The sequence below is a fragment of the Pseudomonas sp. A25(2017) genome (assembly GCF_002001065.1).
Classification (GTDB): domain Bacteria; phylum Pseudomonadota; class Gammaproteobacteria; order Pseudomonadales; family Pseudomonadaceae; genus Aquipseudomonas; species Aquipseudomonas kilonensis.
Window position 1 is genome coordinate 1 of the sequence record NZ_MUOA01000055.1, and the last position, 20702, is coordinate 20702.

Genomic DNA, 20702 nt, shown 5'->3' on the forward strand with positions numbered 1-20702 from the left:
CCTCAGGGCGGCCAGTCAGGCTCATCAGCCCCCCCAGCCCCTGAATCATGAAGTCATACCCGGCACGCTTGGCATAAGGGCCCGTCTGGCCAAACCCAGTGATCGAGCAATAGATCAATTGCGGATTGATCGCCTTTAGCGACTCATAGTCCAGGCCATAAGCCGCCAGCCCGCCCACCTTGAAATTCTCGATCAGGATGTCGGACTTGGCCGCCAGCTCTCGCACCAGCCGCTGCCCCTCTGGACGCGTGAAATCGATGGTCACCGACTGCTTATTGCGATTGGCCGACAGATAATAAGCCGCCTCGGTCGTGTTCTCGCCTCGGGCATCCTTCAGGAACGGCGGCCCCCAGGCGCGCGTGTCGTCACCATTGCCGGGACGCTCGACCTTGATGACATCAGCCCCCAGGTCCGCCAGGATCTGTCCGGCCCACGGCCCGGCCAGGACCCTCGATAAATCCAGTACCCGCAGATGCGAAAGCGCGCCCATGAACGTTCTCCTATTAATAGAACGCCTGGATACCGGTTTGAGCACGCCCCAGGATCAGCGCATGAACGTCGTGAGTACCTTCGTAGGTGTTTACGACTTCCAGGTTCACGAGATGACGAGCGATACCGAACTCATCGGAAATACCGTTGCCACCCAGCATGTCCCTCGCCATGCGAGCGATATCCAGGGACTTGCCGCAGGAGTTGCGCTTCATGATCGAGGTGATCTCGACCGCTGCCGTGCCTTCATCTTTCATACGCCCCAGACGCAGGCATCCCTGCAAGGCCAGCGTGATTTCGGTCTGCATGTCGGCCAGCTTCTTCTGGATCAACTGATTGGCAGCCAGCGGACGCCCAAACTGCTGTCGGTCCAGCGTGTACTGGCGAGCGGTGTGCCAGCAGAACTCAGCCGCCCCCAAAGCGCCCCAGGAGATGCCATAACGCGCCGAGTTCAGGCAGGTAAACGGGCCCTTCAGGCCGCGGACATCGGGAAAAATGTTCTCTTCCGGAACGAATACGTTGTCCATCACGATTTCGCCAGTGATAGAGGCGCGCAGGCCGACCTTGCCATGAATAGCCGGCGCACTCAGGCCCTTCCAGCCCTTCTCGAGCACGAAGCCGCGGATATCGCCCGCATCATCCTTACCCCAGACGACAAAGACGTCGGCGATCGGACTGTTGGTGATCCACATTTTGCTACCCGTCAGGCTGTAGCCGCCTTCCACTTTGCGCGCACGAGTAATCATCGCGCCCGGGTCAGAACCATGGTTCGGCTCGGTCAGACCAAAGCAACCGATCCATTCACCAGACGCCAGCTTTGGCAGATACTTCTGTTTTTGCGCCTCGGTACCGAATTCATTGATCGGCACCATGACCAGCGAGGACTGCACGCTCATCATTGAGCGATAACCGGAATCGACGCGCTCGACTTCGCGAGCGATCAGGCCATAGCTGACATAGTTCAGCCCACTGCCGCCGTACTGTTCAGGAATGGTTGCCCCCAACAGGCCCACCTCACCCATCTCGCGGAAAATCGCCGGGTCGGTCTTCTCATGGCGGAACGCTTCCAGCACCCGCGGCGCGAGCTTCTGCTGGGCGAACTGCTCGGCAGTGTCGCGGATCATGCGTTCTTCTTCGGTGAGCTGCTGATCCAGCAACAATGGATCGATCCAGTTGAAGCTCGCTTTACCGGCCATGAAAGAGTCCTCGCCAATTAAATGGAAATCGTGGATTGATCCTAGGCGCGCTTTCCTACAAGGGCAAACGAGGATTGCGCACTATCTTGTGCTAATTTCTCACTCCGTAAACGCCATAAACCCCGTTTATGTCGATATTGAGTGAGGCTTGCGTACATGCGCCGTAAAATCCCCAGCACCACCGCCCTGATCAGTTTCGAGGCTGCCGCACGTCATGAGAGCTTCACCAAGGCGGCGCACGAGCTTTCTCTTACGCAAGGCGCTATCTGCCGACAGATCGCCAGCCTGGAAGACTTCCTCAGCGTGGAGCTTTTCCGACGCTCACGTCGAGGCGTCAAACTGACCGAAGCCGGCCTTTCCTACAGCCGTCGAGTTGCCACCCAACTGGATGCCGTCGAGCGCGACACGCTTTCAGTGATGGGCCACACCGGTGCGAACGTGATTGAACTGGCCGTCGTGCCGACCTTCGGCACCCAATGGCTGCTGCCACGCCTCAAGGACTTCCAGCAGCAGCATCCGGAAGTCACCGTCAACCTGACCAACCGCACGCGGCCCTTTCTCTTTGCGGACACAGAGTTTGACGCCGCCATCTATTTTGGTGATGCGGACTGGTCCGGTACCGAATCCCACAAACTGATGGGCGAAAATCCGATGCCGGTATGCAGCCCTACCTTACTGGGAGGCCGGACAAGCCTGACACCTGAGGCCATCGCCGAATTGCCCCTGCTCCAGCAGACCACTCGCCCGTATGCGTGGCGCCAGTGGTTCAACGCCCAGAACCTGAACATTGCACGAGACCTGACAGGCCCGCGTTATGAACTATTCTCCATGCTTGCCCAAGCGGCCATGCACGACATGGGCATTGCGCTGATTCCGCCCTTCTTGATCCAGCGCGAGCTGGCAGAGAAACGACTGGTCGTGGCCAACCGCAGCGCGCTATCGAGCATCAAGGCCTACTACCTGATGATTCCAGAGCGAAAGGTCGAATCCGCCTCTCTTCGAGCTTTTCGCGATTGGCTCGTGAAGCAAGCAAGCAACTATCACCTTGATTAATGAAGAAAAACTTAAAACAGACTTAGGTAGTCAACTAACAGAAGACGCTACAGATATAAGTTTATGTCGCATTCAGTCAATCTGTTATGAAGCCCGTGCAGTAGTCTCCAAAGCGTTTAAATACATGGCTTTGAGCCATATTGCGCAGCGCATCAGGGCCTATTCATCTGACCGATGGGAAAAGTTGTCAATTTGAACCTGAATCCTTGGAAAGCACGGCCTACAAGGGATGCCGATCGATAATTGCGACATTCGGTCACAGGGTGACTTGTAGTTAATTTTCCGTCACCCGTCATAATCCCTTGAAGGGCTGAATTTTCGCCTGCAAAATGCCGCGCCCCGCCTGGTTTGGCGGGATCGTGCTGATCGGCCGCCCCAGCCGCACCATCCGAAGTGCCTGGGTTTACTCAATAAGATCACGCAGGAGATTTGACGTGCACATTGGTGTTCCCCTCGAAACCCAAACGGGTGAAACACGGGTTGCTGCTACCCCGGAAACCATCAAGAAGTTGATCGGCCAAGGCCATAAAGTCACTGTTCAAAGCGGCGCCGGCATCAAGGCCAGCGTTATCGACAGTGCCTATGAGGCGGCGGGCGCAAGCATTGGCAGTGCCAGTGATGCATTCGGGGCCGAGCTGATCCTCAAGGTGGTTGCCCCCAGCGACAGCGAACTGGCGCTGATCAAGAGCGGCACCGTTCTGGTGGGCATGCTCAATCCGTTCAACAACGAAACCATCGCCAAGCTGGCCGACCGCGGCATTACCGCTTTCGCCCTTGAGGCCGCGCCACGTACCTCCCGTGCCCAAAGCCTGGACGTGCTGTCGTCTCAAGCGAACATTGCCGGCTATAAAGCCGTGCTGCTGGCCGCCCACCACTACCCGCGCTTCATGCCGATGCTGATGACCGCCGCAGGCACCGTGAAAGCGGCGCGCGTGCTGATTCTCGGCGCGGGCGTGGCCGGGCTGCAGGCGATTGCCACGGCCAAGCGCCTGGGCGCGGTGATCGAAGCCTCGGATGTGCGTCCGGCGGTCAAGGAACAAATCGAATCCCTTGGCGCCAAGTTCGTCGACGTGCCTTACGAAACCGATGAAGAGCGTGAATGCGCCGTCGGCGTCGGTGGTTACGCCCGGCCGATGCCGGCCAGCTGGATGCAGCGCCAGGCCCAAGCGGTGCACGAGCGCGCCAAGCAGGCGGACATCGTCATCACCACCGCACTGATTCCGGGCCGCAAGGCACCGACACTGCTGAGTACCGAAACCGTCGCGCAGATGAAACCCGGCTCGGTGGTCATCGACCTCGCGGCAGCCCAGGGTGGTAACTGCCCGCTGACCGTGGCCGACCAGGTCGTGATCGAGAATGGCGTGACCATTTGCGGTCCGACCAACCTGGCCGGTGAAGTCGCGGCAGACGCTTCGGCGCTGTACGCCCGCAACCTGCTGGACTTCCTGAAGCTGGTCTTCACCAAGGAAGGTCAGTTCGACGTGAACCTGGAAGACGACATCGTTGCCGCGTGCCTGATGTGCCGCGACGGCCAAGTCATCCGCAAAAACGCCTAAGCAGGGATTCAGACAATGGAAGAGCTTATCTCCCCCGGTATCTACAACCTGATCATCTTTGTGCTGGCAATTTATGTCGGTTATCACGTGGTCTGGAACGTAACACCCGCGCTGCACACACCATTGATGGCGGTGACCAACGCCATTTCGGCGATCGTGATCGTCGGCGCCATGCTCGCCGCTGCGCTGACCGTAACGCCTCTGGGCAAGACCATGGGCACCCTCGCCGTGGCCCTGGCCGCGGTCAACGTATTCGGTGGCTTCCTGGTGACGCGCCGCATGCTTGAGATGTTCAAGAAAAAAGCCCCGAAAGCCGTAAAAGAAGAGGCGCCCAAGTAATGAGCATGAACCTGGTAACGACGCTCTACCTGATCGCGTCGATCTGCTTCATCCAGGCCCTCAAAGGCCTGTCGCACCCCACCACCTCTCGCCGTGGCAACCTGTTCGGTATGCTCGGCATGGCGCTGGCGGTGATCACCACTGTGGGCCTCATCTATAAGCTCGGTGCTGAGCTGGCCACTGCTGGCATCGGCTACGTCATCGTCGGCCTGCTGGTCGGCGGTACCGCCGGCTCGATCATGGCCAAGCGCGTCGAGATGACCAAGATGCCCGAGCTGGTGGCGTTCATGCACAGCATGATCGGCCTGGCGGCGGTGTTCATTGCCATCGCGGCGGTCGTCGAGCCGCAATCCCTGGGCATCGTCAAGCAACTGGGTGATTCGATTCCGGCCGGTAACCGCCTGGAACTGTTCCTCGGCGCAGCCATTGGTGCAATTACCTTCTCCGGTTCGGTGATCGCCTTCGGCAAGCTCTCCGGCAAGTACAAGTTCCGTCTGTTCCAGGGCGCACCGGTACAGTTTGGTGGCCAGCACAAGCTCAACCTGATCCTGGGCCTGGCAACGCTGGGCCTGGGCCTGACCTTCATGTTCACCGGCAACCTCGGCGCGTTCGCCTTGATGCTGGCCCTGGCCTTTGTTCTGGGCGTGCTGATCATCATCCCGATCGGCGGCGCGGACATGCCGGTGGTGGTCTCGATGCTCAACAGTTATTCCGGTTGGGCCGCCGCGGGTATCGGTTTCTCGCTGAACAACTCGATGCTGATCATTGCCGGTTCGTTGGTGGGTTCGAGCGGTGCGATCCTGTCGTACATCATGTGCAAGGCGATGAACCGCTCGTTCTTCAACGTGCTGCTCGGCGGTTTCGGCAACACAGCAGATGCTGCTGGCCCGGCAGGCTCCAAAGAAGCCCGCCCAGTGAAATCCGGCTCGGCTGACGACGCGACCTTCCTGCTGACCAACGCCGACACGGTGATCATCGTCCCAGGCTACGGCCTGGCGGTGGCACGGGCGCAGCACGCGCTGAAAGAGCTGACCGAGAAGCTGACCCACCACGGTGTGACCGTTAAATACGCGATCCACCCGGTGGCCGGTCGCATGCCCGGGCACATGAACGTATTGCTGGCCGAGGCCGAAGTGCCTTACGACCAGGTGTTCGAGATGGAAGACATCAACTCCGAGTTCGGCCAGGCAGATGTGGTGCTGGTGCTGGGCGCCAACGACGTGGTCAACCCGGCGGCGAAGAACGATCCGAAGTCGCCGATTGCCGGCATGCCGATCCTCGAGGCCTTCAAGGCCAAGACCATCATCGTCAACAAGCGCTCGATGGCCAGCGGCTATGCGGGCCTGGACAACGAACTGTTCTATCTCGACAAGACCATGATGGTGTTCGGTGACGCCAAGAAGGTCATCGAAGACATGGTCAAAGCGGTGGAATAACGCTCACGGCTTCACCATCAACGCCCCGACTTGTCGGGGCGTTTTGATTTGTATCAAGGCCGAACGTTACCGATCCGGTAATAATGTTTTGCCTGAAACCCCCGTAATAGAGGCCTCAAATGCGACCTTTGTAGCGGGTCGGGCACCGCGCGAATTCACTAGACTGCGCATCTTGCTTTCCAGCCCGAGATAACAACCTATGTACCGTGATCGCATCCGCTTGCCTTCGTTATTGAATAAAGTGATGAGCGCTGCCGAAGCAGCCTTGTTGATTCAGGACGGCATGACCGTCGGCATGAGCGGCTTTACCCGCGCCGGAGAAGCGAAAGCAGTGCCCCACGCCCTGGCCGAGCGCGCCAAGGTCACTCCGCTGAAAATCAGCCTGATGACCGGTGCGAGCCTGGGTAACGACCTCGACAAGGAACTCACTGAGGCCGGCGTGCTGGCGCGACGTATGCCATTCCAGGTCGACAGCACGTTGCGCAAGGCGATCAACGCAGGCGAGGTGATGTTCATCGACCAGCATCTCTCGGAAACTGTTGAGCAACTGCGCAACGGCCAGCTCAAGCTGCCCGACATTGCCGTGATCGAAGCGGTGGCCATCACCGAGCAAGGGCATATCGTACCGACCACATCGGTAGGTAACTCGGCCAGTTTCGCCATCTTCGCCCGGCAAGTGATCATCGAGATCAACATGGCCCACAACCCGAACCTGGAAGGCTTGCACGACATCTATATCCCGACTTATCGCCCGACCCGCACCCCAATCCCCCTGGTGAAAGTCGACGACCGTATTGGCAGCCCCGCCATCCCGATCCCGCCGGAAAAAATTGCCGCCATTGTCATCACCAACCAAGGGGACTCGCCTTCGACCGTCGCGCCTCCGGACAGCGACACCCAGGCCATCGCCGATCACCTGATCGACTTCTTCAAGCAGGAAGTTGCAGCCGGGCGCATGACCAACAAGCTCGGGCCGTTGCAGGCCGGGATTGGCAACATCGCCAACGCTGTGATGTGCGGGCTGATCGATTCCCCGTTCGAAGACCTGACCATGTATTCCGAGGTCCTGCAGGACTCGACATTTGACTTGATCGATTCTGGCAAGCTGGGCTTCGCCTCCGGCAGCTCTATCACGCTGTCGAGTCGACGTAACGCCGACGTATTCGGAAATCTGGAAAGGTATAAGGACAAACTGGTCCTGCGCCCGCAGGAAATCTCCAACCATCCCGAAGTCGTACGCCGCCTCGGCATCATTGGTATCAACACCGCGCTGGAGTTCGACCTCTACGGCAACGTCAACTCCACCCACATCTGCGGCACTCGGATGATGAATGGCATTGGCGGTTCGGGGGATTTCGCCCGCAACGCCCACTTGGCGATTTTCGTCACCAAGTCGATTGCCAAGGGCGGCGCCATTTCCAGTGTCGTGCCGATGGTCAGCCATGTGGACCATACCGAACACGATGTCGACATCCTGGTGACCGAGATCGGCCTGGCCGACCTGCGTGGCCTGGCGCCAAGGGAGCGGGCACGAGTGGTCATCGACAACTGCGTGCACCCGTCCTACCGCCAGGCGTTGAATGATTATTTCGAAGCAGCGTGCGCTCTGGGTGGGCATACCCCGCATATCTTGCGCGATGCACTGAGTTGGCACGTCAACCTCGAAGAAACCGGGCGCATGTTGGCCGTCTGATACAGCTGGATCACCGCTATCGCAAATACAGTTTTGATTGGAGGCTGGCACCCAAGCCTGACGCGACAAAAACTGTACTGCTGTACCGGTGTTTTCTTACAGTCTTTTCCCACAAAACATTAGGCAACCATCTAAAACGCACCAATACAGTGCTGATAGGTACAGTTGCCTCAATATTGACCAGTACACCGCTCTTTAACAGTTAACTGGTCTCTCACAATACAGGTGAACTGTATCTAGAGAGACTGGCCAAACGAGAGGATCATGGGCACCAGTTAAACCACTACCTAATCCCGCCACAAGCGGAAGGATGTCAACCATGGAACGTACACTCAGTTCCGAGCTGTTTTTCGAAGACAAAGCTGAAAAAAACCAGGCTTCCCTGCCTCTTCGCGTTATCGCTAACCTGATGTTGTGGCAGCGCCGCATCGCCAGCCGCCACCAACTGGCTCGTCTGGATTCGCGCCTGCTGGCTGACGCCGGTATCAGCGAAGCACAACGTTACGAAGAGCTGAGCAAGCCGTTCTGGCGCTAACTCAGCGTCGCTGGCCCTGACCCACCGGGTCCACCGCCAGCACCGAATTGAACAAACAAGACCCGTCGCGGGAAACCGCGACGGGTCTTGTCGTTTCCGGGCCCGTTTTTTTGAAGACCGGAGAGACATAACAGTTTTCCGACAATCAAAAACATACCAGTACAGTTAATCTTGAGCCGTAGCGCCCAATGCGGGCATCATGCTGCCGATGACTGTTGCAAAGGGCTGTCAGCCAACGCGTTCTGTCCTAATATCGATACGAACGTGGCGAAGCGAGTCGAGCATGCGTCTCTTCTTCCAGCTACACGCACCGGCATCACCTCATCCTTCAAGGAGTTTCCTCATGATCCGTCTTCGCCTGCTCAGCGCAGTTGCCCTGCTGGCCGTAGCCGCCCACTCCAACGCCAGCAGCTTTATCGTTACCACTGACTCGATCGTCGGCGCACTCAAGGCCACGTCCGACGTGACCTCCGATGCAACCTCATCACTGCGGGACAACAAGATCGTTCAAGCCGCCCGTGATGACGCCGCCAGCTTCGTGGCCAGCGAAGGCGCCATCCGGGGTGTGAAACTGGAAAGTGCCCTGGATTACATCCGCCAGCAGGCACCACAGCTCAACGCCACCGATGCACAGCTGGCCCAGGCTATCCTGGTGATCTGATGCAACATGAAACATCGGGCACCAAATGGTGTTCCGATGTTTCAGCGCTGGCTCTGGCCCGCAGGTTTGCGCTAGCCTTCAGGCTCGCCATCAACCGTCGAGCCCCATGCGTTTTTACTCAGATCTGTTCATCGCGTCTTTCTTCGTCGTTTTTTGTTGGTCTGTTCCGGCCCATGCTTTCGATGTGTCCACCCAGCAAGTGGTGGTCAGCGGCTATGCCACGAGCATGGTGACCTCCGCGCCCTTCGACCATAAACTGATCGTCGCCGCTCACGATGACGCTGCGGCCTTCATTGCCAGCGACGGGCAGTTGCGAGGTGCACAACTGGAATCGGCCCTGGATTACCTGCGCCGGACCCAGCCAAAACTTCACGTCAGCGACCTTGAACTGGCACAGGCAATTCTCGTCCAATAGTTATCCTTATTTCTCCGGAGTCGTTCCATGCGTAGCCCGCTGATTGCTGCCGCCCTAGGCCTGCTGGTGTTGGCCGATGTGGCCCAGGCACATACCCTGGTAGCCACCAGTAACATCATCGTTCGCGCATCCCAGCGCACGATTGATTTCACTTCCGACACCACCACCTCCATCCGTGACTCAAAAATCGTCCGCGAAGCCCATGACGATGCGGCCAGTTTTGTCGCCAGTAATGGTGAGATTCGTGGCGCTCATCTCGAGGCCGCCTTCGACACCTTGCGCACCCGCGTGCCGGAAGCCCGCGACGCCAGTGACCAGGTTCTCGCCGAAGCCATCCTCGCATTGTGAGGCGATTCGCCGCCTGGCTGGCGGCCGGGGTCTTGCTGCTCACGGGCAGCATGGCCCAGGCCGGCCTGCAACTGCACCTCAACGTCGAAGGACTGAGCCCGGCGCAACAGCAGGCCAGCCAGGCGCTGCTCGATGAAGCCATGCAGGCGCTGCCGCCGCGCTTCATCGAGCGGCTGGACCGACGCATCGATGTCGGCTGGACCGACCAGATGCCGGCCAACGCCTACGGCCAGGCCTCGCTGGTGTCGCAACTGGACCTCAACAGCAACCTGCTCGACAGCCTTGTCGACGGCAGCGCCGCGACGCAAAAGACCCATCGCCCCCACGGCACCGTGCGACGGGAAATGCTCGCCACCGTTTTGCACGAACTGACCCACATTTATGACCGCTCGCGTCTATGGCCCGATGCCGAGCGTGCGCTGATCCAGCGTTGCACTCGACGCAACAGCAGCGCCGGGTTGATCGGCCTTCCCGATGAATGCCGGGGCCAGAACGACCGCCGCTTCACCCTCAGCGATGATCCTCGGTTGCTGGACCTCGCCGGCTGGCCACAATACGTCGGCCGGCGCGGTGAGCGGGAACAGCACAACCGCCAAGTCGCCCGCAGCCCGGATCTCTATGAAACGAGCAGCCCCAAGGAGTTCGTCGCGGTCAACATGGAGTACTTTCTCCTCGACCCGAGCTACGCCTGCCGACGCCCCGCCCTGTATCGCTATTACCAGGAACACTTCGACTGGGCACCCGCCGCCAAGGACACCTGCGCCAAATCGTTCGCGTTCCTCAACGCCGGCAACGACTTCGCCAAGACGCCACTGGGCAAAGTTGATCCCGAGCGGGTCTATGCCATTGATTACCTGCTGGCCGAAGCCAACCAGAACTGGGTGAGCCGCTGGGGCCACAGCATGCTCCGGCTGGTAATCTGCGCACCGGGTCGTCCACGTGGCCCGGACTGCCGACTGGATCTGGACCAACACCTGGTGCTGTCATACCGCGCCTTCGTCGGCGATGTGCAGCTGTCGAGTTGGGATGGGCTGGTCGGCAAATACCCGTCGCGCCTGTTCGTATTGCCGTTGGCCCAGGTGATCGATGAATACACCAAGACCGAACTGCGCAGCCTGGCATCGGTGCCGCTGAACCTGTCGCGCACCGAGATCGAGGAGACAGTCGAGCACGCCGCCGAAATGCATTGGAGCTACGACGGCAACTATTACTTCCTGTCCAATAACTGCGCCGTGGAAAGCTTGAAGTTGCTACGTAGCGGCAGCAATAACGCGCAGCTCAACGGCCTGGACAGCATCCTGCCCAACGGCTTGTTGGAAGTCCTCAAGGGCCGAGGCCTGGCGGACACCAGCGTGCTGGATGATCCCAAGGAAGCCTTGCGCCTGGGCTACCGCTTCGACTCATTCCGTGAGCGGTATCAGGCGATGTTCGATGTGCTGAAGAAGTATCTGCCGATCAAGCAGCAAACGGTGGAAGACTGGCTGGCCCTGGACGCCGCCGAACGCCGCGTCTGGTTCGAAAAGGCCGACCTGCGCACCAGCGCGGCGCTGTTGCTGCTGGAACAGGCCAGTTATCGTCGGCAACTGCTGTTGGCGCAGGATGAAGTCAAACAGCGTTACCTCGGAGCCCGTGAATTGCAGAATGGCGGTATGGAAAGGGCTAACGCGACGTTGCAGCAGATCCTCGCCAACAGCGGCTTCCTCAGCCGTCCCGCCGAGTTGTTGGGCAGCAGCGGCTACGGCTTGCCGCAACCCAGCGAGTGGCAACGCCTGGAATCGGAAAGCAGCTTGCGTCAGAAACAGCTTCAAACGCTGACAGGCGACCTGGACAAGGAAGTCCGGGCATTGCTTGAGCCGAGTCGCGCGGCTGAAATTGCTGCCAGCGAGGCCAATGTGAAAGCGATCGGCGAGCATTTGCGCAAACTGCACAAGGCCGGGGGCGGGTTGGAGTTGCCCTGATCTCCCTGCCACATGTTAAGACAGGCGACATGATGAACCTGTGGCGAGGGGATTTATCCCCGCTGGACTGCGAAGCAGTCCCGAGAAGTCGATACTGCATGGAGCTGAATTGGGGCCGCTTCGCGCCCCAGCGGGGATAAATCCCCTCGCCACAAAAGCCAGGCCTCAGACATCAACCGCCAAGCATTTCATGCGCAATAAAAAAGGGTTCAGAACTAAGTTCTGAACCCTTTTTTGTGCCTGCGAGTCGAATCAAAATCAGCCTAGACGCGCCTTGCGCACACCATCAGCCAGGGCGGCACACAAGCTCAACACGCCATCAATCGCCTGCTCCGACGTATCGGCACTGGCGATATGGTCGATCAGCGCCGAGCCCACCACCACCCCATCAGCCAATCGTGCGATGGCCGCCGCCTGCTCCGGCGTACGAATACCGAAACCAATGCTGATCGGCAAATCGGTGTGGCGACGCAGCCGCGCCACAGCTTCTTCCACGTGCTCCAGCGTCGCGGCACCGGCACCGGTCACACCCGCCACCGACACGTAATATACAAAGCCCGAACTACCGTTGAGCACCGTCGGCAAACGCACGTCGTCGGTGGTTGGCGTGGTCAGGCGGATGAAGTCCAGGCCAGCTGCCTGGGCCGGTTCGCACAGTTCGCTGTTGTGCTCGGGCGGCATGTCCACAACGATCAGGCCATCCACGCCAGATTCCAGCGCCTCGCCAATGAAACGCTGCACGCCATAACGGTGGATCGGGTTGAAGTACCCCATCAGCACCAGCGGTGTCTGGCTGTTGTCTTTGCGGAACTCACGAACCATCTGCAGGGTTTTCGCCAGGTTCTGCTGGGCCCCCAGGGCCCGGATGTTTGCCAACTGGATCGCCGGGCCATCGGCCATCGGGTCGGTGAACGGCATACCCAACTCGATCACGTCGGCACCGGCCGCCGGCAGGCCCTTGAGGATCGCCAGCGAGGTGTCGTAGTTCGGGTCGCCAGCCGTGACGAAAGTCACCAGGGCGGCGCGGTTCTGTTCCTTGAGTTCGGCAAAACGGGTTTGCAGGCGGCTCATCAGTGTTTCTCCTGCTGGGACTGTTCCATGTGGTGCATCACGGTTTGCATGTCTTTGTCGCCACGGCCGGACAGGTTGACCACCATCAGGTGATCTTTCGGCAGGTTGGGTGCGCGTTTGAACACTTCCGCCAGGGCATGGGCGCTTTCCAATGCAGGAATGATCCCTTCCAGTCGGCAGCATTTGTGAAAGGCTTCCAGGGCTTCGGCGTCAGTCACCGAGGTGTACTGGACGCGGCCAATGTCGTGCAACCAGGCGTGTTCCGGACCGATACCGGGGTAGTCGAGACCTGCGGAAATCGAATGGGCGTCGATGATCTGACCGTCGTCGTCCTGCAACAGGAAGGTGCGGTTGCCGTGCAGTACACCGGGGACGCCGCCGTTCAGGCTCGCCGCATGCTTACCGGTCTCGATGCCATAACCGGCGGCTTCGACGCCGATGATCTCGACACTCTTGTCGTCCAGGAACGGGTGGAACAGGCCCATGGCGTTGGAGCCGCCGCCGATGCACGCCACCAGGCTGTCCGGCAGGCGACCTTCCTGGGCTTGCAACTGCTCGCGGGTTTCCTTGCCGATCACGGCCTGGAAGTCACGCACCATCGCCGGATACGGATGCGGGCCAGCCACCGTACCGATCAGGTAGAACGTGCTATCAACGTTGGTGACCCAGTCACGCAGGGCCTCGTTCATTGCATCCTTCAGGGTACCGGTGCCAGCGACCACCGGGATCACTTCAGCGCCCAGCAGCTTCATGCGGAACACGTTGGCCTGCTGGCGTTCGATGTCGGTGGTACCCATGTAGATCACGCAATCGAGGCCAAAACGCGCGGCTACGGTGGCGGTGGCCACACCGTGCATGCCGGCGCCGGTCTCGGCGATGATGCGTTTCTTGCCCATGCGCCGCGCCAGCAGGATCTGGCCGATGCAGTTGTTGATCTTGTGCGCGCCGGTGTGGTTCAGCTCTTCACGCTTGAGATAGATCTTGGCGCCGCCGCAGTATTCGGTCAGGCGCTCGGCGAAGTAGAGCGGACTCGGACGACCGACGTAATCGCGCTGGAAGTAGGCCAATTCTTCGAGGAACGCCGGATCTTCCTTCGCCACTTCATATTCGCGGGCCAGATCGAGGATCAGCGGCATCAGGGTTTCGGCCACATAGCGGCCACCGAACGCACCGAACAGGCCGTTGGCATCGGGACCGCTGCGCAGGTTGAAAGGGGTCGTGGACTGGGTCATCGGGCGCTCCAAGCAAATGCGTTGAAAGACAATGAGGTTCACTCTACCCCTGACATCCCCGACTGAAAACCGATAAGATCGCCACAACCTGTCATAAAAACTCACAGATCACATGAGCCACGACCTTCCCCCCCTCAACGCCTTGCGCGCCTTCGAGGCCACCGCCCGCCTGAACAGCGTAAGCCAGGCGGCCGAACAGCTGCACGTCACCCATGGCGCTGTAAGTCGACAGCTGAAGGTACTGGAAGAGCATTTAGGTGTCAGCCTGTTCGTCAAGGATGGACGCGGCTTGAAACTCACAGATGCCGGCCTGCGCCTGCGGGATGTCAGCGCCGATGCGTTCGAGCGACTGCGTGGTGTTTGTGCGCAGCTGACGCAAAGTACGGCCGATGCCCCGTTTGTCCTGGGCTGCTCGGGAAGTTTGCTGGCACGCTGGTTTATTCCCCGCCTGGGCAGGCTCAATGCCGACCTGCCGGATTTGCGCCTGCACCTGTCCGCTGGCGAGGGCGACCTGGACCCCAGGCGACCGGGACTGGACGCTTTGCTGGTATTCGCCGAACCACCCTGGCCGGCCGACATGCAGGTGTATGAACTGGTGAGCGAGCGGATCGGCCCCGTGATGAGCCCGCACTACGCCGGGTTCGCCCGCCTGCAGGCCGCACCGGCCAGCGCGTTGCTGGACGAATCGTTGCTGCACACCACCTCCCGCCCACAGGCCTGGCCGACCTGGGCACAGCAAAACAACCTTGATCCCCGGACATTGAAATTCGGGCAAGGATTCGAGCATTTATATTATTTGCTGGAGGCCGCTGTAGCGGGGCTCGGCGTGGCGATCGCGCCCGAGCCGCTGGTGGCTGAGGACGTGCGCGCCGGTCGCCTGGTCGCGCCGTGGGGTTTCGATGAGACGGCGGCGCGCCTGGCGTTGTGGCTACCCAAGCGCGCCGCAGACGGGCGCGCTCGGCAATTGGCCCAGTGGCTCAGGCATGAGCTGAGCCAACCGACTCAGTCACCGCGTTTGCACAGCAAGTAAGCCGCCAGTAAACCAAGCGCACCGACCGCGACACCCGCTGTGGTCCATGGGTGTTCCTGCGCGTAGTCGCGTGTGGCGATCCCGGTTTCACGGGTTTTCACCTTGACCTCTTCATACGCGTCGCTGAGCAGATGGCGAGAATGTTTCAGGGCGTTCTCGGCATTGGCCTTGAGCGACTTGAGGGTCTTACGCGACTCGTCCGAAGCGTCGTCCTTCAGGCTTTCCAACGACTTGAGCAGACTCTCGATCTCCGCTTCCATGCTTTGCAACGAGGCTTTGCGTAACGAATTGCTGGCCATGGTGGCTCTCTCCTGCAGTGGTTGAGTGGCGTGTGTGAATTGGGACTGCGGACGTTTCTGAAAGTGCAGTAAATCTGAACTTCAGCGCGCAAACGGCGACACACGTATGACGAAAAATCGCTGCTAGGCTGTTAAAAACAACCAAGGAGAACCTCATGAGTGATCATCACACTTACAAAAAAGTCGAGCTGGTCGGCTCGTCTCCCACCAGCATTGAAGACGCCATCAACAACGCCCTGGCCGAGGCCAGCAAAAGCCTCAAGCACCTGGAGTGGTTCGAAGTCACGGAAACCCGCGGCCACATCGCAAACGGCCGGGCAGCGCACTTCCAAGTGACCATCAAAGTCGGCTTCCGGATTGCCAATAGCTGAGGGGCGGTGAACTTGCACGCTGGCGGAGTGCCATAGGGAATGGCGATGCGCTATGGTGTGCGCATCCTGTTTTTCCAATACCTGCCCTATTTGATCCGACCAAGGAGTGCGAGCGATGAAAAAGTTGATGGTAGCCCTGGGTTTGCTGAGCCTTGCCGGTGGTGCGTTTGCGGCCGGCAAGCCCTGCGAGGAGCTGAAAAGCGAAATCGCGGCGAAGCTGGATGCCAAGGGGGTGTCAGGTTATTCGCTGGAAATCGTCGATAAGGGCGCAGCGGCTGACGGAAAAGTCGTAGGCACCTGTGAGGGCGGTACGAAAGAAATCGTCTATAAAAAGTGATTCTTTTCGAACGTCAAAGCCGACGCAGTGCGTCGGCTTTTTTATGCGCGTCATTCAGCCTTTCATGACCTGCGCCAGCAACTCGTATGAGTGCAAACGATCGGCATGCTCGTACAGGTCGCTGGTGAAAATCAGCTCATCGGCCTGGGTTTGCTCGATCAACACGTCGAGCTTGGCGCGAATCTTCTGCGGGCTGCCGACCATGGCCAGTCCCAGGAAATCACCAACCGCTTCTTTTTCATGGGGCAACCAGAGGCCGTTCATGGTGTCGACCGGCGGACGCTGCACCAGGCTCTGGCCGCGCATCAGCGCCAGGATCCGCTGGTACACCGACGTCGCCAGGTAATCGGCCTGTTCATCCGTGTCCGCCGCCACCAGCGGTACGCCGAGCATCACATAAGGCTTGTCGAGCACTGCCGACGGCTTGAAATGGTTGCGGTAGATACGAATCGCCTCGTGCATGTAGCGCGGTGCGAAATGGGAGGCGAACGCGTAGGGCAAACCGCGCTCACCGGCCAATTGCGCACTGAACAGGCTCGAACCCAGCAGCCACACCGGCACGTTGGTGCCGGTGCCAGGCATGGCGATGATGCGTTGGTCCGGGGTGCGTGGGCCCAGATAACGCATCAGCTCGGCCACGTCTTCGGGGAAATCGTCCGCGCTGCCGGAGCGCTCGCGACGCAGCGCCCGGGCGGTCATCTGGTCGGAACCTGGCGCACGCCCCAACCCCAGGTCGATTCGACCCGGGTAGAGACTTTCCAGCGTGCCGAACTGTTCGGCGATGATCAACGGTGCGTGATTGGGCAACATGACGCCTCCGGAGCCGACACGAATGGTCGAAGTCCCCCCCGCCAGATAACCCAGCAGCACCGCCGTCGCGGAACTGGCGATACCGTCCATGTTGTGGTGTTCGGCCACCCAGAAGCGGGTGTAACCGTATTTTTCCACGTGCTGCGCCAGGTCCAGCGAGTTGCGCAAGGACTGGGCGGCATTGCCATCGGCGCGGACAGGCACCAGGTCGAGGGTTGAGAATTTCACTTCGGACAGCTGTTTCATGGGCCGGGATCTCCAACGGCGTTCCGGGCTTTTCCCGAGGGCAAAAGCCTGCCGTTTCTAAAGGTGTGTTCCATGCAATGTGGGCATATACCCGAGTTTCAATAGCCGCGAAGAATTTTCCTACTAAATTCGTCGGCTAATCGACAAGGTGAACTTTTCCGGGCGGTCTATCCTCACAACCCAGACAGTTAAAAAAACACCCAGGCGCGCTCTCGCGCCGGATCTTCAGGAGGCAGACATGGCTATCATCAAGAAAGCATCGGCTCATTGGGAAGGTGACCTGAAAACCGGTATCGGCTCCATTTCCACGGAAACCGGTGTGCTGCGCGAAGCGCCCTACGGCTTCAAGGCGCGCTTCGAAGGCGGCAAGGGCACCAACCCAGAGGAATTGATCGGCGCGGCCCACGCCAGCTGCTTTTCCATGGCCTTTTCGATGATCCTCGGCGATGCCGGGCTCAAGGCCGACAGCATCGACACCAATGCTGAAGTGACCTTGGACCAGGTCGATGGCGGTTTCGCGATCACGGCGGTCAAGCTGGTGCTCAAGGCGAAAATCCCCGGCGCCAGCCAGGCGCAATTCGACGAACTGAGCAAGAAGGCCAAGGAAGGGTGCCCGGTTTCCAAGGTATTGAACGCCCAGATCACCCTGGATGCGACGCTGTTGAACTGACGCGTGAAAGGGGCGCAGCCTTCGCAGGCGTTGCCGAAGGCTGCGATTTCTTGAATACAGTCGAGCTGTTTACCCTGGCGCAATTATGATCGAATGAAGCCTGCAGTTTCAGCGCACAGGCAGTGCGCGCTGCCATGAGGAATTCGAACATGAAACGAGCAGCCTTGGTGGTCATCGGTTGCGCATTCACTGCATCAGCCCTTGCAGCACCCAAATCCTGCGAAGAGCTGAAAGCGGAAATCGAAGCGAAGATCCAAGCCAATAACGTGTCGTCCTACACCCTGGAAATCGTCACGAATGACGAAGTTCACGACCAGAACATGGTGGTGGGCAGTTGCGAAGGCGGCACGAAGAAAATCATCTACCAGAAGAACGACCGCTAGGACGCTCTACGGAACGCAATTGATTTGTCGCTCTTCGGCCACGATTTGACGCTTGGCATCATAGAGCCGGGCGCTGGGCGTGAACGCCAGGTTGCGAGCCTCCAGCCGATAGCGCTGGCCGGCCTCGAAATGGTCATAACGCACGAGCATGTAGCACAGCCGCTCTTGCGGTTCGGCTTGCATGCCCAGCCCACCACCGCTAAACACTTCGAAGTCGAAGCGCACTTTCAGTTCGTGGCTGCCCGGCGAAACCTGAAAGAACCGGCCGTCTCGCAATCGCTGGCCATCCAGGCTTTCAGCCATCAGCATTTTGCCGCCCGGCATGGGGGTAGCGAAATCGATCCACGCCATGTTCGGATCGACCTGGGGCAGTGGGCTCGTTGCACAACTGCTCATGGAGACCAGGACCAGTAACAGCAGAGGTAAGCGCATGGTGAATTTCCTGAAATCAGACCCTGAGCATAGCGCCAATCACGTTTGCTGGCAGCCCGCCGGCGTACCTTGCCCCACCACTTTGCGTTGCTGATCGTAAAGCTTGGCCCATGGCCGGAAACCAATGCTGCCGGCCTGCAGCTGGTAACGTTGGCCGGCGTTGAAGTCCTTGAATTTCACGTTCAACCGGCAATCACGCCACAGCGGCTCGGCATCCGGGCCGATGTTGCCGGGTTCGACGGCAAATTGATAACGCACCGTCAGTTCATGGCTGCCGGGTTGCACTTCGAAATAGCGCCGGTCGATGGACGTCCTGTCATCGACTTTTAACGCTTGCAGCGCGGTGTCCTGCTGGTTTCCCAGGTCGATCCACGCTTGGGATGGATCAGGATCAGGCAAACCGGCGCAACCGGTCAGCAGCAACAGGCCGCTCGTCAGCATCAACACGCGCATAGCGAAGCTCCAGGCAAGCGAGATAGTCTTGTGGACAGACTTCCCAGGGTGATTCCAATTGATCAGGCCGCGTTCAAGCCATCGGTTACTCGACCGCGTTTTCCAGATTTTGTTTCCAGGCCTCCTGCTTTTGTTACTGAACGGTTGCACAAGCGCCGGTTACTACAGCCAGCTCGTCGGTGGGCAACTGCGGTTGTTGCAGGCCCGGGAGCCTATCGACCAGGTCATTGCCGACCCTGCTCGTGATGCCCAACTGAAGGCGCACCTGACCCAGGCGCGCGAGGCACGGGCGTTCGCCAGCGCTCACCTGCACTTGCCGGACAATCAAAGCTATCGCCTGTATGCGGACATTGGCCGGCCATTCGTCGTCTGGAATGTCTTCGCCACGCCGGAGTTTTCCCTGGCGCCGCTAAATCATTGTTTCCCGATTGCCGGTTGCGTGGCTTATCGCGGTTATTACAGCCAGGGCGCCGCCCGTGGCGAGGCCGCATTGCAGCGTTTGCAAGGCATGGACGTGTCGATCGGTGGTGTAGAGGCCTACTCGACGCTGGGCTGGTTCAATGATCCGATCCTGAGTTCGATGATGCATTGGGGCGACGAACGCCTGGCGACGCTGATCTTTCATGAACTGGCGCACCAGCGCTTTTATGTAAAGGACGACACCGAATTCAATGAGTCCTTCGCCACCTTCGTCGAGCAGGAGGGCAGCCGGCAATGGCGCGCCAGTCGTGGGCTGGCGCCGGATAACGGCAAGCAGGTGCGCCAGCGCGACCAATTCATCCAATTGATCCTCGACACCCGCCAGCGCCTGGAAAAGCTCTACGCCCACCCCCTGCCGACCGACCAGATGCGCCAACGCAAGACACAGGCATTCGAACGCCTGCGCACCGACTATGAGCAGTTGCGCGACACTCAATGGGCCGGCGACAAACGCTACGATGCCTGGGTCTATGCCCCCCTGAACAACGCGCGGTTGCTGCCGTTCGGACTATATGACCAATGGGTGCCGGCGTTTGCGGCGCTGTTCAAGCGGGAGGGCGGGGACTGGATCGGGTTTTACGCAGCGGTGGAAAAGCTCGGAAAATTGCCGATCGACGAGCGCAAAGCGGCCTTGAAGGCGTTGGCAGCGCCGAATACGCCTACTGATTAGGCGGACGTCATCGCGAGCAAGCTCGCTCCCACAGGGGCATCTCCAAATCCTGTGGCGAGGGAGCTTGCTCCCGCTCGGCTGCGCAGCAGTCGTCGCTTTTAGGGCCGCTTCGCGACCCAGCGGGAGCAAGCTCCCTAGCCACGGACAACCCAGCACAAAAAAGGGCATACCGATTCATCGGTATGCCCTTTTTGATTGCCGCTTTCTTCCCCCTAGCCGAGGTACTCCGCAGCAATTACGGGTTGACGCTGTCTTTCAGGAATTTGCCTGGTTTGAAGGCAACGGTGTTGCTGGCCTTGATCTTCACCGGCTCACCGGTCTGTGGGTTTTTGCCAGTGCGGGCGCCGCGGTGGCGTTGCAGGAAAGTGCCGAAGCCCACCAGGGTGACACTGTCCTTGCGATGCAGGGCACCGGTGATTTCTTCGAGGACGGCGTTGAGGACGCGGTTGGCTTGTTCTTTGGTGAGGTCTGCTTTTTCCGCGATGGCGGCGGCGAGTTCTGGTTTACGCATGAATGAAGCCCCTTTGACGTTTTTTTTG

The 20702-nt window shown here is 59.6% G+C and carries 25 protein-coding genes; 16 read left to right on the forward strand and 9 right to left on the reverse strand.

All coding sequences use genetic code 11. From position 1 onward, the window contains the following. A partial coding sequence (locus B0E42_RS11070) for a CaiB/BaiF CoA-transferase family protein (protein ID WP_174599576.1) occupies positions 1-490 on the reverse strand: 490 nt, incomplete at its 3' end. 13 nt (positions 491-503) lie between these two features. Then, entirely contained in the window at positions 504-1685 is a 1182-nt protein-coding gene (locus tag B0E42_RS11075; protein ID WP_014335919.1) for an acyl-CoA dehydrogenase, read from the reverse strand. A 156-nt stretch (positions 1686-1841) separates the two neighbouring features. Here B0E42_RS11075 and B0E42_RS11080 point away from each other — a divergent pair, with 156 nt between their 5' ends. The 10 genes from B0E42_RS11080 (at position 1842) to B0E42_RS11125 (ending at position 11679) form a co-directional block, all read left to right on the forward strand. Then, entirely contained in the window at positions 1842-2738 is an 897-nt protein-coding gene (locus B0E42_RS11080) for a LysR family transcriptional regulator (protein WP_053177483.1), read from the forward strand. Positions 2739-3172: 434 nt separating this feature from the next. Further along, the gene (locus B0E42_RS11085; protein ID WP_077506379.1) at positions 3173-4294 is read left to right on the forward strand and encodes a Re/Si-specific NAD(P)(+) transhydrogenase subunit alpha; all 1122 of its coding nucleotides are present in this window, start codon (positions 3173-3175) and stop codon (positions 4292-4294) included. Positions 4295-4309: 15 nt separating this feature from the next. After that, the gene (locus B0E42_RS11090; protein WP_003187010.1) at positions 4310-4633 is read left to right on the forward strand and encodes an NAD(P) transhydrogenase subunit alpha; all 324 of its coding nucleotides are present in this window, start codon (positions 4310-4312) and stop codon (positions 4631-4633) included. Beyond that, the gene (locus tag B0E42_RS11095; RefSeq protein ID WP_053177479.1) at positions 4633-6069 is read left to right on the forward strand and encodes an NAD(P)(+) transhydrogenase (Re/Si-specific) subunit beta; all 1437 of its coding nucleotides are present in this window, start codon (positions 4633-4635) and stop codon (positions 6067-6069) included. The genes B0E42_RS11090 and B0E42_RS11095 overlap by 1 nt, the downstream gene beginning before the upstream one ends. 199 nt (positions 6070-6268) lie before the next feature. Further along, a complete protein-coding gene (locus B0E42_RS11100; RefSeq protein ID WP_024616320.1) occupies positions 6269-7762 on the forward strand; it encodes an acetyl-CoA hydrolase/transferase family protein in 1494 nt (497 codons plus the stop codon). A 319-nt stretch (positions 7763-8081) separates the two neighbouring features. Then, positions 8082-8297 carry a DUF1127 domain-containing protein gene (locus B0E42_RS11105; RefSeq protein WP_003187014.1) on the forward strand — a complete coding sequence of 72 codons (216 nt, stop codon included), beginning with the start codon at positions 8082-8084 and terminating at the stop codon, positions 8295-8297. A 343-nt stretch (positions 8298-8640) separates the two neighbouring features. Then, positions 8641-8958, forward strand: coding sequence for a DUF2388 domain-containing protein (locus tag B0E42_RS11110; protein ID WP_003196441.1), 318 nt, complete (start codon positions 8641-8643; stop codon positions 8956-8958). Positions 8959-9064: 106 nt separating this feature from the next. Next, positions 9065-9373, forward strand: coding sequence for a DUF2388 domain-containing protein (locus B0E42_RS11115; RefSeq protein WP_024616321.1), 309 nt, complete (start codon positions 9065-9067; stop codon positions 9371-9373). A 27-nt stretch (positions 9374-9400) separates the two neighbouring features. Further along, positions 9401-9721 (forward strand): DUF2388 domain-containing protein, encoded by a 321-nt coding sequence (locus B0E42_RS11120; protein WP_003187020.1) that lies wholly within the window; start codon positions 9401-9403, stop codon positions 9719-9721. Continuing rightward, positions 9718-11679 (forward strand): DUF4105 domain-containing protein, encoded by a 1962-nt coding sequence (locus B0E42_RS11125; RefSeq protein WP_053177477.1) that lies wholly within the window; start codon positions 9718-9720, stop codon positions 11677-11679. Before B0E42_RS11120 ends, B0E42_RS11125 begins: the two co-directional genes overlap by 4 nt. A gap of 258 nt (positions 11680-11937) precedes the next feature. Here B0E42_RS11125 and trpA read toward each other — a convergent pair whose 3' ends face one another. Then, on the reverse strand, positions 11938-12750 hold the full coding sequence (gene trpA / locus B0E42_RS11130) for a tryptophan synthase subunit alpha (protein ID WP_018609915.1): 813 nt from the start codon (positions 12748-12750) through the stop codon (positions 11938-11940). Continuing rightward, positions 12750-13982: a tryptophan synthase subunit beta gene (gene trpB / locus B0E42_RS11135; protein WP_014335911.1), complete on the reverse strand. Its 1233-nt coding sequence runs from the start codon at positions 13980-13982 to the stop codon at positions 12750-12752. The genes trpA and trpB overlap by 1 nt, the downstream gene beginning before the upstream one ends. A gap of 112 nt (positions 13983-14094) precedes the next feature. Between trpB and B0E42_RS11140 the strand changes: the two genes are divergently transcribed. After that, positions 14095-15012 carry a LysR family transcriptional regulator gene (locus tag B0E42_RS11140; protein WP_077506380.1) on the forward strand — a complete coding sequence of 306 codons (918 nt, stop codon included), beginning with the start codon at positions 14095-14097 and terminating at the stop codon, positions 15010-15012. Here B0E42_RS11140 and B0E42_RS11145 read toward each other — a convergent pair. Beyond that, a complete protein-coding gene (locus B0E42_RS11145; protein ID WP_003196426.1) occupies positions 14985-15311 on the reverse strand; it encodes a YqjD family protein in 327 nt (108 codons plus the stop codon). The genes B0E42_RS11140 and B0E42_RS11145 overlap by 28 nt on opposite strands. A 155-nt stretch (positions 15312-15466) precedes the next feature. Between B0E42_RS11145 and B0E42_RS11150 the strand changes: the two genes are divergently transcribed. Both B0E42_RS11150 and B0E42_RS11155 read left to right on the forward strand, forming a co-directional pair. Continuing rightward, the gene (locus tag B0E42_RS11150) at positions 15467-15682 is read left to right on the forward strand and encodes a dodecin (protein ID WP_014335909.1); all 216 of its coding nucleotides are present in this window, start codon (positions 15467-15469) and stop codon (positions 15680-15682) included. A 115-nt stretch (positions 15683-15797) separates the two neighbouring features. Further along, positions 15798-16019 (forward strand): DUF1161 domain-containing protein, encoded by a 222-nt coding sequence (locus B0E42_RS11155; protein WP_018609939.1) that lies wholly within the window; start codon positions 15798-15800, stop codon positions 16017-16019. Positions 16020-16073: 54 nt separating this feature from the next. Here the strand turns inward: B0E42_RS11155 and B0E42_RS11160 are convergent, their stop codons facing one another. Continuing rightward, a complete protein-coding gene (locus B0E42_RS11160) occupies positions 16074-17075 on the reverse strand; it encodes an LLM class flavin-dependent oxidoreductase (RefSeq protein WP_053177472.1) in 1002 nt (333 codons plus the stop codon). A gap of 238 nt (positions 17076-17313) precedes the next feature. Here B0E42_RS11160 and B0E42_RS11165 point away from each other — a divergent pair, with 238 nt between their 5' ends. Next, complete coding sequence (locus tag B0E42_RS11165) at positions 17314-17745, forward strand: OsmC family protein (RefSeq protein ID WP_077506381.1); 432 nt, start codon at positions 17314-17316, stop codon at positions 17743-17745. Positions 17746-17894: 149 nt separating this feature from the next. Continuing rightward, positions 17895-18128 (forward strand): DUF1161 domain-containing protein, encoded by a 234-nt coding sequence (locus tag B0E42_RS11170; protein WP_018609944.1) that lies wholly within the window; start codon positions 17895-17897, stop codon positions 18126-18128. Positions 18129-18134: 6 nt separating this feature from the next. Here B0E42_RS11170 and B0E42_RS11175 read toward each other — a convergent pair whose 3' ends face one another. Continuing rightward, positions 18135-18560 carry a hypothetical protein gene (locus tag B0E42_RS11175; RefSeq protein ID WP_053177469.1) on the reverse strand — a complete coding sequence of 142 codons (426 nt, stop codon included), beginning with the start codon at positions 18558-18560 and terminating at the stop codon, positions 18135-18137. A gap of 39 nt (positions 18561-18599) precedes the next feature. Further along, positions 18600-19013: a hypothetical protein gene (locus tag B0E42_RS11180; protein ID WP_053177467.1), complete on the reverse strand. Its 414-nt coding sequence runs from the start codon at positions 19011-19013 to the stop codon at positions 18600-18602. Positions 19014-19071: 58 nt separating this feature from the next. Here B0E42_RS11180 and B0E42_RS11185 point away from each other — a divergent pair, with 58 nt between their 5' ends. Beyond that, complete coding sequence (locus tag B0E42_RS11185; protein ID WP_077506382.1) at positions 19072-20163, forward strand: aminopeptidase; 1092 nt, start codon at positions 19072-19074, stop codon at positions 20161-20163. A 235-nt stretch (positions 20164-20398) separates the two neighbouring features. Here the strand turns inward: B0E42_RS11185 and B0E42_RS11190 are convergent, their stop codons facing one another. Then, positions 20399-20674: an HU family DNA-binding protein gene (locus B0E42_RS11190; protein ID WP_003177201.1), complete on the reverse strand. Its 276-nt coding sequence runs from the start codon at positions 20672-20674 to the stop codon at positions 20399-20401. Between the last annotated feature and the right edge of the window lie 28 nt (positions 20675-20702).